This window comes from Chryseobacterium joostei, from assembly GCF_003815775.1.
Taxonomy (GTDB): Bacteria; Bacteroidota; Bacteroidia; order Flavobacteriales; family Weeksellaceae; genus Chryseobacterium; species Chryseobacterium joostei.
The window spans coordinates 241,835-255,488 of sequence record NZ_CP033926.1 but is presented as its reverse complement, the minus strand read 5'-3'; the positions used below and the strand labels follow the sequence as shown (position 1 = coordinate 255,488).

The window sequence follows — 13,654 nt, the reverse complement described above, 5'->3', positions numbered from 1 at the left end:
ATATGAATGAAAGAATTTTAATTGCTGATGATCATTATGTAGTCAGAGCAGGAACAGCACTGGTTTTGGAGTCTGCTTTTCCTAGCCTGAATATAGACTTCGCAGAGAACTATGAACAGGTAAAAAAGATGTTGGAAACCCAGCAATATGATCTGCTTATTTTAGATATTGATATGCCCGGAACTCAATATAAAAAAATGATTTCTGAACTTAAAGACATCCAGAAAAATATAAAAATCCTTGTATTTTCCGGATATGATAAAGATGTTGCCATACAATATATCAGAGAAGGGGCTGAGGGGTACTTGAATAAGCAAAGCAGTGAAGAAGAAATCAAAAATGCTGTAAAAACAGTTCTTGAAAAAGGGTATTTCTATCCTGCTGAATTAATTGGGCTTATCATCCAGAATAAAAGAGATAATCCCGCTGAAAAACTTTCTTCCCGCGAATATGAGATTTTTAAACTCTTGGCAGATGGAAATGGAAATCTGGAAATTGCCAACCGACTAAACATTCAAATGTCTACCGTAAGTACCTACAAAAAGAGGATATTCCAAAAACTTGATGTAGGAAATATTGCAGAGCTGATTAAAGTGTATGAAATGATGCATTAATGATTCTTCAACCATGCTTTCATTTAATTCAATAAATATTTTATTAAAATGAGGACCGGAAAATTCACAAAATTCCGGTCCTGAGAAAAACACAACTTTAACTTGGTCACAATAAATGGACCTGTTAATTGATTCCTTGAATTATTTTGTTCATCATTTGTTTTTAGAATCAGAGATGTCAAATGGTAAGTAAAGAAACTCCATTAATATAGTCTTTGTACAGAAAGAAAGAGTTCCCTTGTATTATCGGTGGTACTTGAGTCTGTAGTCGTGGCATTACTGCTTCCTGTCATAGATTTGTTATCTACCCGAAATGCGTAGTACACCCTATACCATCTTGGCTCCGGCTGCTGTATGGTAATATCAAATGTTACGGTTTCATTATGCGTTTGTGTAAGGTAAACACCATCATCAAACTGTCTGAAAGCTCCAGGTGACAGTTTAATATTTCCGTTATCAGAATCACCAGTATGGGTTGACATTTCTGAAACCCAAATCTTTATATCAGATGATCCTACATTATAAAGTCTGGGATTAAAGGTAGTAGAAGATCCTGTTCCTGCCGAGCTTCCATCAAACTGAGCATCAAGCCTCAAAACTCCTCCCAGAATAGGAAGATCAGAAAGATAGGTGCTTGCAAGAATATTGGCCCCTGAAGTTCCGGCAGGTATACTTCCATGGTAATAAGTCAATTCTCCGATTGAAATATCATCACCATCATTTCCACCAAAAGAAAACTTCCAGGTTTCACCATTAAACATATAGTATCCCGGCTTGTCTACTTTTGCAGTTTTAACAGATGGCACCGTGACAGCTTGGGTCACATAAACCAATGCCCCGGTATGTGCGGTAAGATATACATCATCTTTAGCCTTTAGCTGATCTCCTGTCAATTTTGGAGCCATTACGCCATCTGGCACAGTTACTATATCCGGTTTACCTACAACATCTAATGTAACTTTGGGGGAATCTGTATTTATCCCTACCTGGGAAAAAGCATTTACAGATAAACACAATATCATACTACAAAGAGATAATTTTATTTTCTTCATTTTAGTTATATTTGTTAAAACAATTATTTGATTTATTGATTATGTATATACAATCATGTAGATTAATTTTTCAGATGAACAGCTAGTTTGATTCGGTTATCCTGATGCAAAGTTATGTTCACTGATAAATCAATTTTATAAATAATCAATGAAAAACAGGAAACAGCTACAACAAAACACAAAATACTGAATATCAAAAATTTAAGCCAGTCATTTTTAATATTTGACTGACAGAAATATGTTGAAAAAAAATAAATTATCTCAAACCACAAATGACCGCTACAAAAATTGAAAAAATTGAACAATACAAAAGAGAGCTGATTCAATACTATAATGTTCTGATGTGGATCATCCTTGCTGTCTTCGCTTTGATATTTACATTTATCATTCCTGATAAAATGATGTCTTGGTATCTTTATGGAGGACTTTTTTTACTGATTTACACTTATTTGATTGTTCACAAAAGCTACTCGGTGAACGTATTGGTTCACTCCTACATTATTACTGCTACACTCTACAATTTTTATGTTATGCTTGCCTTTTGGAATAATTCTGTAGCAAGTTTTGTATGGCTTATTCCTATTCCGTTGGCTGCATATGTCTTTTTTTCCAGAAAATATGTCTTTATTTATGGGCTATTTGTGTTATTCAACATAGCTGCGGGATTTATTATTTCAAAAAACTTCACTTTTAATTTTCAAAAACATAGTCCGGAAGATGTAAGATTAACAGATATTGTTCTCGTTACATCCAATGTAGCAGTAGTTTCGCTTCTCATCTACTTTAATGATAAAATAAGAAGGGTTGAGATTTATCATGAAATTCAAGAGGAAAAATTATATCCGGAAATACAGTCGGGGACTACAACAGAAAAAATTCCATTTTTTGCAGAAGAGTTATTTGAAAAAATAGAATCTGTAATGAATGAAAAACAGCTGTACAAGGACGTTAATTTTAATATTTCCAAGCTTTCTATAGAAATGGATATCAATAGCAGTTATATATCCAAATCGATTCGATATAAAGGATATCCCAATTTTAATAACTACCTGAATATGCACAGAATTGAATGTGTAAAAAAACTGCTTAGCGAAAATGATATTGAAAAGATAACTCTTGTGTATATTTATACAGAAGCAGGTTTTTCCAATCAATCAACATTTAACCGTGTATTTAAGCAGATGGAAGGGATCACTCCATCAGAATACATCAATAATATGTAGACCCATCGATTTGTTTTACCAATAAAAATTTTTGAAATAATGATTTCTGAAATTAAAAAATAATCAGGAACTTTACGGAGCCTTATTTCTATGAAGTTACTGCATTTTAACGGCAAAAATCATGAATCTATTTGAAAAAGCTGATCAAGGAAGCCAACGTTTCCGATTTATAAAACTTTGTATTTTCTTTTCCGGACTTTCTGTATTTGCACAGCTTTATCTTTTTCAGCCAATGCTACCCATGGCTGCAGAACACTTCAAAGTATCTGTGGGTGATACTTCCCTGCTTGTATCATCCTCTACCATAGGAATGGCACTAGGCCTATTATTTTTTGCCTTTAAAGCCGATAGCTATTCCAGAAAAGAACTGATGGCTTTCTCCCTGATATCTTCGGCTTTACTTACCATCATTTCAACCTGGATTCCAAGCCTTAGTCTTCTGATTGCCATCGGAATCTTCAAAGGATTTGTTGTCTCAGGAGTTTCAGCGGTTGCCCTCGCCTATCTTACCGAGGAAGTAAATGCTGCTGTAATAGGTGCAGCCATTAGCATGTATCTGAGCGGGAATACCATTGGTGGGATGAGTGGAAGAATATTGGCAACCCTTATAGCCGGAGAATTTGGATGGCGCAATGCTGTTTTAGTGATTGGAATAGAAAGCTTGATCCTGGGCATTATATTTTGGAAACTATTTCCGGAATCAAAATTTTTCAACCCTCAGAAAACAGATTATCATCTCAAGATGAAGCAGATGAAGTTTTTTCTGACCAATCCTTATATGCTTCGTTTATACTTCATTGCTGCTTTGGTAATGGGTGTTTTCGTAAGTGTATACAATTATCTGACTTTCAGATTAGAGGCTGCTCCTTTTTCCCTGAGTCATTTTATCATCGCATTTATATTCCTGATGTACGTTTTTGGGGTCTTTGGAACTATGATTGTTGGCCGTCTATCCAAAAGGTTTCCTGCCAATAATATTTTAAAGGCTTCCATCCTGTTTATGATTGTAGGAGCATTGTTGCTTCTATCAGAAAATCTTTATATTCTCATTTTTGGACTTGCTCTTTTTACGCTTTCCTTTTTTGCCTCTCATACTATGGCCAGCCAAATGACTGCACTCTATGCAAAGCGAGGAAAGTCTTCTGCTACTTCTATTTATTGGTTGTTCTATTATTTCGGATCAAGTATTTTAGGAAGCGGTACCGGATATCTTCTCCACTCCTATTCCTGGAATGTCTTTATAGCATTTCTTATCTTTTCTATTGTGATTGCTCTTCTTTTGGCCACTGCCAATAAGTCTTCAAAGGAGAAAAAAATTCACTGATATAATAGTGCTGCAACATTCAATTTTTTGAAAACCAATTATAATTCTGTTATTTTAACATAATATTAATTTTTTAACGAAAAATTTAACCTAATCTTCACTAAAACAACTCTTTAAAATGCCATGCAAGGCATAATATTTGATAGTTATACCCTATACCAACATCATCACAAAAATCAAAATATTATGAATGTAGCAGATCTTAAAATCAAAAACTTAGTCGAGTACAAAAATCAGATTTATACGATCACTGAAATCTTTCAGAGTGTAGAAAAGGAGTATTTTGTTCACATTGAAAATGATATTCAACGTATTTCGGTTCCGGCAGATTCCATTAAGCCAATTAAAATAACTGAGGAATGGCTGGAGAGGCTTGGATTCTCAAGAACGTTCAGTTCAGATCAAAGCATCCGATACGAAAGACCGGAAGCTTTTATAAAGTATGATATTGACTTGAGTTCAAGAAAAATACTGGAAGGATTAAAAATTTATGGAAATGCTATAAAATGTAGGTACATCCATGAATTTCAAAATATTTTTTCATGCCTTTTCGGTAAGGATCCTTCTTTACATTATGGCTACCTGAAAACAGAATCATAATTAAATAGTTCTTAGTTATTGAAAACCACAGTTTATGATATTAATCTGTGGTTTTCATTGTTATAGAAATCTATCAGAAATTCTGAATAATCAATAAAAAAACTGCCTCAGTTATGAAGCAGCTTCTCAGCACAAATATGAAATGTGCTCTTTCTTGATTATATTTTTAACTTTTGAAAACTGTTTTATTCGCAAGTTTCAATACATAGCTATTTTTTTTACCTTTCGTCAAAGTATATTGTCCTTTTTTATAAATAACAGCCTTTTTAGATGCTACCTTATCAAGTATAAGACTTCCGTCAGACGATGGTAAAAACAACTCTGCTTTTTTCTCATCCTGGCTAAGAATTATGGCAGCATTAGAGGTATATGATTTTTTAGTATCTACTTCTTTCAACTGAATTTTTTCATCAAAAAGCCTCACACAGTCATTTTTTATAACAGAGAAAGTATATCCTGCGGATCCTTTACATCCATGTTTATCTTTATCGGAACCGGCTCCTTTTGGAGTAAGCTGTGCAGAAGCACTTGAAGCGAACATTACAACTGTAATCGCTGTAATTAATAGTTTTGCGTTTTTCATATGTTTAAAATTTATGGAACATTTTTTTTGTACTGAATAAAGGACATTGTTTGAATAAAGCAATCTGCTTTATTGAGGCGGGAACATAATTTTTAATTATTTAAATATATTTCTTGCTAAAAATTTGATTCATTTATTATTTTCATATTTTGCATTACAAATAGTATTCCACTTTTATGAAAATATTATTTTATCTTCAAAAGAATAAGATACAACTTTTTCAGATATTCAACTTAAAATATTATCATTTTATTTTATTAAACTGTATGTTGAACATATTGTATCCTGATAACACAAATCCTTTCATCTTAGTATTATGATACTTAAAATGAATGCGTCCAAAAAAAATGGTTCTTTAGAATAAAAACTCTCCCGGCCTAAAGGATGTAAAATAGCGCCGGGGACTAACTAAAATGGGGGAAAATAACATAAAAAGACTAATAATTCTGATTGTTTATCCTCATTTAATTCAATAAATTTGTGATAATATGGATATAGAAAAGGGAGCAATATCACAATTACAACTTGCCACACTAGAAAGCCAGGGATTACTAAGGAATTCTTCATTTGGAACAGGAAAAAGTGCTGTACTGAAAGCTTTGGAGCATCTTGGCTATATACAAATTGATACCTTATCAATTGTTGAACGTGCTCATCACCATACCCTTTGGACAAGGGTTCCCGACTATCAGCCAAGCTACCTGGAAAAGCTGGTAGAAGAACGTAACGTATTTGAATATTGGTTTCACGCTGCCTCCTATCTTCCTATGAAAGATTTCCGTTATGCCTTACCTCAAATGCTCAATGTTCAACAAAATCAATCTCATTATTATAATGCAGATCCAAAAGTGATGCAACATGTGCTTGATGTCATTCGGAATGAGGGTCCTAAAAAGGCAAGGGATTTTGAAAATGAGAGTAAAAAAACAGGAAGCTGGTGGAGTTGGAAACCTACTAAACTGGCTCTTGAAAGGCTGTTTATGCAAGGAGATTTAATGATTTCTAAACGTAAGGGTATGGAAAAAACGTATGACCTCCGCGAAAGAGTTCTGCCAGCTCATATTGATGTAACGGAACCTACTCCATTTGAGTTTGCTGAATATCTGGTAAAAACATACCTCCGTGCCTATGGTTTTACAACGTTGAAGCAAATAACCCACCTAAAAACGGGAGGAATCTTAAAAAAAGATATCAACGAGGTTTTACAATCAATGCTTCAGGAAAAGACCATACAACAGATGGATTTTGATGGGATTGCTCCTATTTTTGTACAAAGTGATTTACTGGAAAGAGTGTTTGATGCACCTCCACGTGTTCAGCTTTTATCTCCTTTTGATAATTCTGTTATTCACCGTGACCGCATTCAGCAGATCTTCAACTTTGATTTCCGTCTCGAATGCTATGTTCCCAAGGAAAAGAGACAGTATGGTTATTTTTGCCTGCCTATTCTATTTGGAAATACATTTATTGGCAGAGTTGACTGTAAGGCACACCGAAAAACCAAGCAGTTTGAGCTTATTCATCTGCATATTGAAAATATAAGTATAGTCACCGAATTGTGGCTGGCATCCTTTATAGAGTCAGTAAAACAGTTTGCCAGTTTTAATGGTTGCACTACTCTACTTCTAACAAAAGTAAGCCCTGCAAAATTTACCGGAATAATTAAAAAAGCTCTAAATAAACGAGCCTAATTGCTTATTATACTTGTTCACCTTGAATGTAAAAAAAAACTATGATACTCCATACATTTTCTTTTCCCAAGTTTTCAATTCAGTTACCATGGGTTCAGATTTTGTCATAATTTTTTCAAGTAAGGCCGTAAAATTATTGGCTAGCCTTTCTGCTTCACCTGTTTCGTAATCTACCATCACAATGGGAGGATTGTCCATAGACGCATTAAAGTCAAAACATACTTCTCCATAATCAGAAAAGTCCCCAATCCCAAGATATCCCTGATCCAAGAGAACCTCTTTCATGTTTTCATTATTTTCTTTTAAGATTTGGTTCCATTCCCCGATAGGCTTGGGATAAAGCCTGATATCATTGTACAGAAAAATTGTATAAAAATGTTTATATCTTAAGTATTCTTTGTAAGAATCCGGGAAAGTAATTTTCAGATCAGACTCTAGTTTTTCGATATCATTATCAGTAATGGCTGCATCTATTGGTTTCCAGATCTTATCATGCTCAGAAATCAAACTTAATAGCTCCGTGGTTGTGCCTTTTTGTTCCAGATTTACTTTTGCTGGTTTGTGTTTGAAAGTATCCCTGTCCATCTCATTTTCCATTTCAGGGTGAACTTCTTTTTCATACATAAGATATTCTTTGTTCCTTTCTACCAGTTCAATTGCTTTATCTATATTAAGTTTTTATGATGCTCATTGGAAATAATTTTTCCTGAAAATTAATACTTTTCAAGATAATCAGAATCAATATTCTATCTTAATTTGGAAATTCACTTGTATACGTTCTATATTACTCTTTAAAAACCAAGTTGGCCCATTGCTAAAAGCAATGGGCCAACTTATTTGTTCTATATTTTACTTCAGATTTCTGGATTCCAGTTCTTTTTCTAATGCCTGCTTATTCTTTTTCCATTGATTAGCGGCATAAAATGCAAAAATAAGTGGTAAAAAAGTAAAAAGCCCGATGCCGTTTCTCACACCGCTGTATGTGGCAATACCAATCAGAAAGCCAAGAATAGCTCCATTGATTATATTTTCAGACTTGGATTTTTTCTTCTTTTCCAGTAGTTCCTGATCTGTTAGCTCATTGAGTTCTTTTTCCCTCATTCATTTAAAGTTTTTTGATTATTATTTTTGATTAGTTTTCATTCGCTAACTTACAAAAAAACATCATTTTCTTCAAAAACTAATGCCATCAGAATTAATCCTATTTCTTACATTATGTTTAAAAACCTCTTACATAAAGCAAGAGGTAAATGAACATATAATGAAAATAAAAAGTAATTTAATCTGCATTAATGTTCTTTCAAACAATATTATCCACATACTAAAAGTGTATGAATTTTATGTTGTAAAAAATATAAAAATATGAGACTGAAATTACAAGGATATCATTTTTAATACCCTCGTAATTTTAATCAAGATTTAATTATGCTAACTTTACATTAACAGCATTTAAACCTTTATCGCTTTTTTGTACATCAAAAACTACTTTATCATTTTCACGGATTGAACTTGTGTTTAATCCTGAAGAATGTACAAATATGTCTTTACTCCCGTCTATTGGAGAAATAAATCCGAAGCCTTTTGCTTCATTGAAGAATTTTACTGTTCCTTCTTGCATTGTAATTATTATTAAAAATTGTATGTATTATAATCTGTAGACTTTACAGATTTTATTTTTGAAATAAACTAACAGGCATTGTAAACCCTATCAGTTGTTGAATATTTTTTAGATCTAAGCATTCCTCAGTATCACAAAACGAAATAGCGGTTCTTTCTGTACCGGATCTTCCTGTTTTTCCAATTCGGTGAACATAGGTTTCCGGAACATTTGGAAGTTCATAATTGACGACATAGGGAAAATCCTCAATATCCATTCCTTTTGCGGCTGTGTCAGTAGCAACCAACACATTAATTCTGCTGTTTTTAAAATCATCAAGGGCTGTCTGTTTTGCTTCCTGTGATTTGTTTCCATGAATAGCTGCTGCAAAAATCCCTACACTTTCCAGCTGCTGAACAAGTTTATTGGCAACCTGCTTCGTGCGTGTAAAAACCAATGATTTGATGCTATCTTTTTTGCGCAGTATATCAATAAGTAAGTCAGCTTTGTTTTCTTTCTGTACAAAATACACTGATTGTTTAACTGCTTGAGCTGTTAAAGCCCCGGGGTTTATTGTAATATTTACAGGATTATTCAGGGTTGTTTCAGCAAATTTCTTTAAGCTTATCGGCATTGTACCAGAAAAGAATAATGCTTGTCTTTTCTGAGGAGTCTGTTTTAAAATCTTTTTTATATCATTTACCAAACCAAGATCAAACATCTTATCTGCTTCATCCAAAACAAGTATCTCAATTTTAGAAAGATCAATATGTCTTTGATTATCCAACTCCAAAAGTTTTCCGGGAGTTGCTACAAGAATATCTACTCTTTTTCTTAGTGCAGCAAGTAAGCTTCCCGTTGAAATACCCTCATAAATAGAAAGTTGGGATAAAGGTAAGTACTTACTATAAATTCCCAAGTCTTCTTCTATCTGCATAGCCAGTTCCCGGGTTGGGGTAAGTATTAAAGTTCTTATTTCTTTATGTTCGGGAGTGTGTCTTTTAAGTAACTGTAGAATTGGCATTGCAAACGCGGCTGTTTTTCCGGAACCGGTTTTAGCACATCCAATTATATCTTTTCCTTCCAAAATATGCGGAATTGCAATTTCTTGTATTTCCGTAGGTTTGGAATATCCAGCTTCTGTAACAGCACGGATAATTGGATTGATTAGATTTAAATTTTTAAAATTCATTATAAATTCCGGTCTTCCGGTAGTTTGTAAGCAAATCTGTTTATCAGAATTTGATTTGGTGTATTGGGATAAAACAAATTAAGGAATACTCTTTCGGCTTATCTTTTTGCTTTCTTTAAGCTGTATCAATAATATAAAAACATTATTGATTACCCTGCAATAACATATCGCTCCTATTTACAATAGGATTTTATAATCTCTTTCGCATTGAAATAAAGACTATAAATTGGTAGCTGAAAAAGCAAAACTGAAAGAAAGGATTATGATTTTAAAGTCTTACAGAATGGCAAAGGCAGTGACCCGTTTTATAAATGCTATGCAAACATACAATAAAGAAAAACAATAAAAATATATTTAATTGATTGATTATCAAAAATATATTCGTAGCTTTCGCACGTCAACCTAATTATTTGCAAGTGCGGATGATTTTAAGCTCCGAAGTATGCAAACATCTTTACCCATAACAGATCCTTCCCCCTGTACTTTAGAATCTCATGCTGTACCCCATATCAAAATTGCTTATTTTATTATGGTACATCATAAACCTGAGGCATTTAAAGCCATGTTTCAGAAAATCTACACAAGGGATCAGTTTTATCTTATTCACATTGACAGAAAGTCGAATCCAAAATTCACGGAAGAGATCCAATTGTATATTGTTCAATTTCCCAATGCTTATATTTTAGAGAGCCTGAATATTGTATCGGGTGGCTTCAGTATGATTCAGGCGGAACTTAATGCTATGGAATTTCTTTTGAATGTAAACCAAGGGTGGGATTATTTTATTAACCTAAGTGGTGAAGACTATCCCCTTAAATCCCAAAGTATCATTCGTAAATTTCTTACGGCCAATAAGGGTCGGAATTATCTCTTTTATTATGACCAGGAGTTTTACAGGCCCGACACACTGCAGAGAATACAGAATCATTTTACGGAATTAGCCTACATGGTTTCTTCATTCATTTATAAAAGAGATTTTATGAAAGGGGTAATACCTTACATCGGAGGGAAATGGTTTATGTTTACAAAAGAAACCTGCATGTTCTTAACCAACAATAAAAGAGTCATGGATTTTGAAGATTACTACCTTCATACTTTTTTACCAGCCGAATCGTTTTTCCAAACTGTTCTTATGAATACCTCATTCAATGATATTATCGTTAATGATGATAAAAGAGCAATCTTTGGGAAATCATTTTTCCAAAATAAACAGAGTATACTTACCTATATCGAGTCTTTGAAATCCAGCAACCAACTTTTTATCAGAAAAGTAAATAAAAAAACAGATGAAAATATCCTGAACTACATTGAAGACAGCTTTCTCTTTCCTTTACCCGAAATTGATGAAATTGAAAGAGAATTAAAAAGGAATGATCGTCAAAATAATTGATTTTCAAGGCAACAACATACTTTAGTACACTTCATAAGCCTTACTCATCACTTCTTTTTGATAATAATGTCTCCCTCTGCCAATCTAAGTTTCTCATTATGGATATTCACTTCAATCCAATGATCAGGATTATCCGACTCGCAATCGTTTATTATTCTATAGTCAGAATATCCGGTATTAGAATCAGGTAATTCCAGAATGGTTTTAATTGTTTTTTTATTGATCTGGTGATTATCTAAAATACTTAATAAATAGATGGTTTCTGACAACTCTTTTTTAAGTTTCAAATTAGATTCTTTATTTACTTCCCTACTTATTAAATCGTTTAATTTATCTATTTCTCCGGCTATAAATTCTTTTGCTGTCATGACTTATTATTTTATGGAGGTTTCGATATAAATTGCTATTATTTTTCACCTTAACCAAACATCTGAGCATCCTTGAACAAAAAAGCCCCGGATTTTAATAAACCGAGGCCATATATATATCAAATAGTATTCTCTACAGGCTGATATTGTCTAAAAGAGCCTTTACTTCTTCTAAAGGAGTTTTATTTCCAGAAGCTACAATAGAATATCTGTTTCCTTCCAGATATTGGATGTTTGCCATTTCATCACTTTCATACATACTTGAATCAAATAAGGCCTGCCATCCTTTGTAACTCTTAATAGTAAGCTTATCACCCAGCTCTTCTATTGCTTTAATTTCTAAATAATTAAGCAAACTTGACTTTACCTGATCCGCTCCCGGCCCCGCTCCGTCTGCTACCATCAGGTAAACATTTTGATCCCCTTTCTTGTAATTTGCTGTAGCAAATGAACCGGTATCTTTATCTTCAAAAGCATCAACTTCTGTCAACTTAAATCCAGCCACTTCCTTTTTAAATTTAGCCTTGAATTCATTTACAGTAATAGGCTTTATTTTCTTTAAATCCTTAGCCAGTTTCTCAACTTTCAATGAATCTGGATTTTCATATGCTTTTTCAATTTGAATAGTTGGTCTTTTGCCAAAAACAGAATTAGATCCCACCGTAAGTACCAATGCCATTGCTAAAAATCCTGTTCCCAGATAAGTAATTTTCATAATTTATTATAGTTTTAACAGGATCACCCTCTGCAAAAAACACACCAATGTGTATTTCATTCAGAATAAAATATACTTTAAAATACCCTATTCCTGCTACGTTTGGAAAATTTTTGTATTGAAAAGTTATAGCTTAAAAAAATTATATCATCATATCATCTCTTTAGTAAACTCTATACTTGATTAAAAAAATACCATTAATTTAGTGAGATAGAATTTACACAGGTTCTACATTTAGCACCAAATTTCACAAAAAATGGGTTTTATTTCTCTTTTTTAATAAATTTCATTAAGTCTGTGTGGGTTTTAAACGTTTTTTTGAAATCATCCAAATTATATCCTATATTTTCTAGAACTATTAAATTTATATGGGTCTTAGGATAGTAATAGGCTGCCGAAGGAAAACCCGGAGCATACCCAAATGCCCCTATCTGAGTATTTTGTTCACCGTCTAGAAATAATAATCCATATCCATATTCTATTTTGTCAAAAACAGGATGATTTCTGGTGGCGTATCGTGTTTTCATCATATCCAAAGTAGTGGTCTTTACAAGCTTCCCTGAATATAATAACCGATACCATTTCAGAACATCTTCAGCATTCGATATGAAGCCACCGCCAGCTATATATTTTACAGGATTACCTGTAGCATAGATAAGCTTACCATTTTCATCCTCTTCATATCCCTTTACGAGATTATTGTATTTTTTATTATCAGGATGAAAAGTATTTTTCAGTCCATATTGAGTAAATAGTTCTGTTGCTATTTTTTCAAAAGATTTATGGCTTATTTTTTCAAGTATTTGGCCTAATAGCCCGAATCCTATTTGAGAGTAATGAAATTGGGTTCCCACTTCGAATTCGAGAGGCTTGTCAATTTCTAAAATCCCATGGGTATGGGTAAGCAAATGATGAATAGTGACCTGCTTGGCCCAAGGTTGCTTAATTTCAGGGAAATACTTATCAAGTTTATCAGTTAACTGTAAATTTCCCTTTTCATATTCTCTAAGAATTAAAACAGCAGTAATTTGCTTACTGATAGATCCAATATAAAACTGATCTTTTGTTTTTAATTTTGTTTTGTTATCAATATCAGAATATCCAAATGCTTTTTCATACTGAATAGTTGAATCTTTTGCTACTAATATCACTCCATTGAAATGATTATTTATCGCTATACTATCGATTGTTGATAATGAAGAGGAAGATTGACTATTGTTTGTATTGTTAATTGTGCATGAAGAAGTTAGCAGTAATAAGGATATTCCTAAAACACTTAATTTCATTATATTTATTTACGAATTT

15 protein-coding genes are annotated in these 13,654 nt (G+C 33.1%); 6 read left to right on the top strand and 9 right to left on the bottom strand.

Translation table 11 applies throughout. The features are described from left to right. Window positions 1-2: 2 nt before the first annotated feature. Complete coding sequence (locus EG359_RS01200; RefSeq protein ID WP_076355805.1) at window positions 3-614, top strand: response regulator transcription factor; 612 nt, start codon at window positions 3-5, stop codon at window positions 612-614. Between the two features lie 203 nt (window positions 615-817). Here EG359_RS01200 and EG359_RS01195 read toward each other — a convergent pair whose 3' ends face one another. Then, window positions 818-1,666 carry a hypothetical protein gene (locus tag EG359_RS01195; protein ID WP_123867242.1) on the bottom strand — a complete coding sequence of 283 codons (849 nt, stop codon included), beginning with the start codon at window positions 1,664-1,666 and terminating at the stop codon, window positions 818-820. 272 nt (window positions 1,667-1,938) lie between these two features. Between EG359_RS01195 and EG359_RS01190 the strand changes: the two genes are divergently transcribed. The 3 genes from EG359_RS01190 (at window position 1,939) to EG359_RS01180 (ending at window position 4,813) form a co-directional block, all read left to right on the top strand. Beyond that, window positions 1,939-2,889: a helix-turn-helix domain-containing protein gene (locus tag EG359_RS01190; protein WP_076355811.1), complete on the top strand. Its 951-nt coding sequence runs from the start codon at window positions 1,939-1,941 to the stop codon at window positions 2,887-2,889. A gap of 121 nt (window positions 2,890-3,010) precedes the next feature. After that, window positions 3,011-4,213 carry an MFS transporter gene (locus tag EG359_RS01185; RefSeq protein WP_076355813.1) on the top strand — a complete coding sequence of 401 codons (1,203 nt, stop codon included), beginning with the start codon at window positions 3,011-3,013 and terminating at the stop codon, window positions 4,211-4,213. Between the two features lie 186 nt (window positions 4,214-4,399). Next, on the top strand, window positions 4,400-4,813 hold the full coding sequence (locus EG359_RS01180; protein ID WP_076356044.1) for a hypothetical protein: 414 nt from the start codon (window positions 4,400-4,402) through the stop codon (window positions 4,811-4,813). A gap of 166 nt (window positions 4,814-4,979) precedes the next feature. On the opposite strand, the gene EG359_RS01175 is transcribed toward EG359_RS01180, so the two are convergent. Then, window positions 4,980-5,396, bottom strand: coding sequence for a hypothetical protein (locus EG359_RS01175; RefSeq protein WP_076355815.1), 417 nt, complete (start codon window positions 5,394-5,396; stop codon window positions 4,980-4,982). A gap of 488 nt (window positions 5,397-5,884) precedes the next feature. On the opposite strand from EG359_RS01175, the gene EG359_RS01170 reads away from it, so the two are divergent. Next, window positions 5,885-7,087 (top strand): winged helix-turn-helix domain-containing protein, encoded by a 1,203-nt coding sequence (locus EG359_RS01170; protein WP_076355817.1) that lies wholly within the window; start codon window positions 5,885-5,887, stop codon window positions 7,085-7,087. Between the two features lie 39 nt (window positions 7,088-7,126). Here EG359_RS01170 and EG359_RS01165 read toward each other — a convergent pair whose 3' ends face one another. From EG359_RS01165 to EG359_RS01150, 4 genes are all read right to left on the bottom strand, one after another. Then, the gene (locus EG359_RS01165) at window positions 7,127-7,711 is read right to left on the bottom strand and encodes an SMI1/KNR4 family protein (RefSeq protein ID WP_084180484.1); all 585 of its coding nucleotides are present in this window, start codon (window positions 7,709-7,711) and stop codon (window positions 7,127-7,129) included. A 225-nt stretch (window positions 7,712-7,936) separates the two neighbouring features. Continuing rightward, window positions 7,937-8,188: a hypothetical protein gene (locus tag EG359_RS01160; protein ID WP_076355821.1), complete on the bottom strand. Its 252-nt coding sequence runs from the start codon at window positions 8,186-8,188 to the stop codon at window positions 7,937-7,939. 322 nt (window positions 8,189-8,510) lie between these two features. Continuing rightward, the gene (locus tag EG359_RS01155; RefSeq protein ID WP_076355823.1) at window positions 8,511-8,705 is read right to left on the bottom strand and encodes a cold-shock protein; all 195 of its coding nucleotides are present in this window, start codon (window positions 8,703-8,705) and stop codon (window positions 8,511-8,513) included. A 52-nt stretch (window positions 8,706-8,757) separates the two neighbouring features. Further along, window positions 8,758-9,876 (bottom strand): DEAD/DEAH box helicase, encoded by a 1,119-nt coding sequence (locus tag EG359_RS01150; protein WP_076355825.1) that lies wholly within the window; start codon window positions 9,874-9,876, stop codon window positions 8,758-8,760. Window positions 9,877-10,318: 442 nt separating this feature from the next. Here EG359_RS01150 and EG359_RS01145 point away from each other — a divergent pair, with 442 nt between their 5' ends. Beyond that, the gene (locus EG359_RS01145; RefSeq protein WP_076355827.1) at window positions 10,319-11,266 is read left to right on the top strand and encodes a beta-1,6-N-acetylglucosaminyltransferase; all 948 of its coding nucleotides are present in this window, start codon (window positions 10,319-10,321) and stop codon (window positions 11,264-11,266) included. A 47-nt stretch (window positions 11,267-11,313) separates the two neighbouring features. Here EG359_RS01145 and EG359_RS01140 read toward each other — a convergent pair whose 3' ends face one another. The 3 genes from EG359_RS01140 to EG359_RS01130 all read right to left on the bottom strand — a co-directional run bounded on the left by EG359_RS01140 (window position 11,314) and on the right by EG359_RS01130 (window position 13,635). Then, window positions 11,314-11,634 (bottom strand): hypothetical protein, encoded by a 321-nt coding sequence (locus tag EG359_RS01140; RefSeq protein WP_084180486.1) that lies wholly within the window; start codon window positions 11,632-11,634, stop codon window positions 11,314-11,316. Between the two features lie 133 nt (window positions 11,635-11,767). Then, a complete protein-coding gene (locus tag EG359_RS01135) occupies window positions 11,768-12,349 on the bottom strand; it encodes a hypothetical protein (RefSeq protein WP_076355829.1) in 582 nt (193 codons plus the stop codon). A 263-nt stretch (window positions 12,350-12,612) separates the two neighbouring features. Further along, on the bottom strand, window positions 12,613-13,635 hold the full coding sequence (locus EG359_RS01130) for a serine hydrolase domain-containing protein (protein ID WP_076355831.1): 1,023 nt from the start codon (window positions 13,633-13,635) through the stop codon (window positions 12,613-12,615). Window positions 13,636-13,654 lie beyond the last annotated feature (19 nt).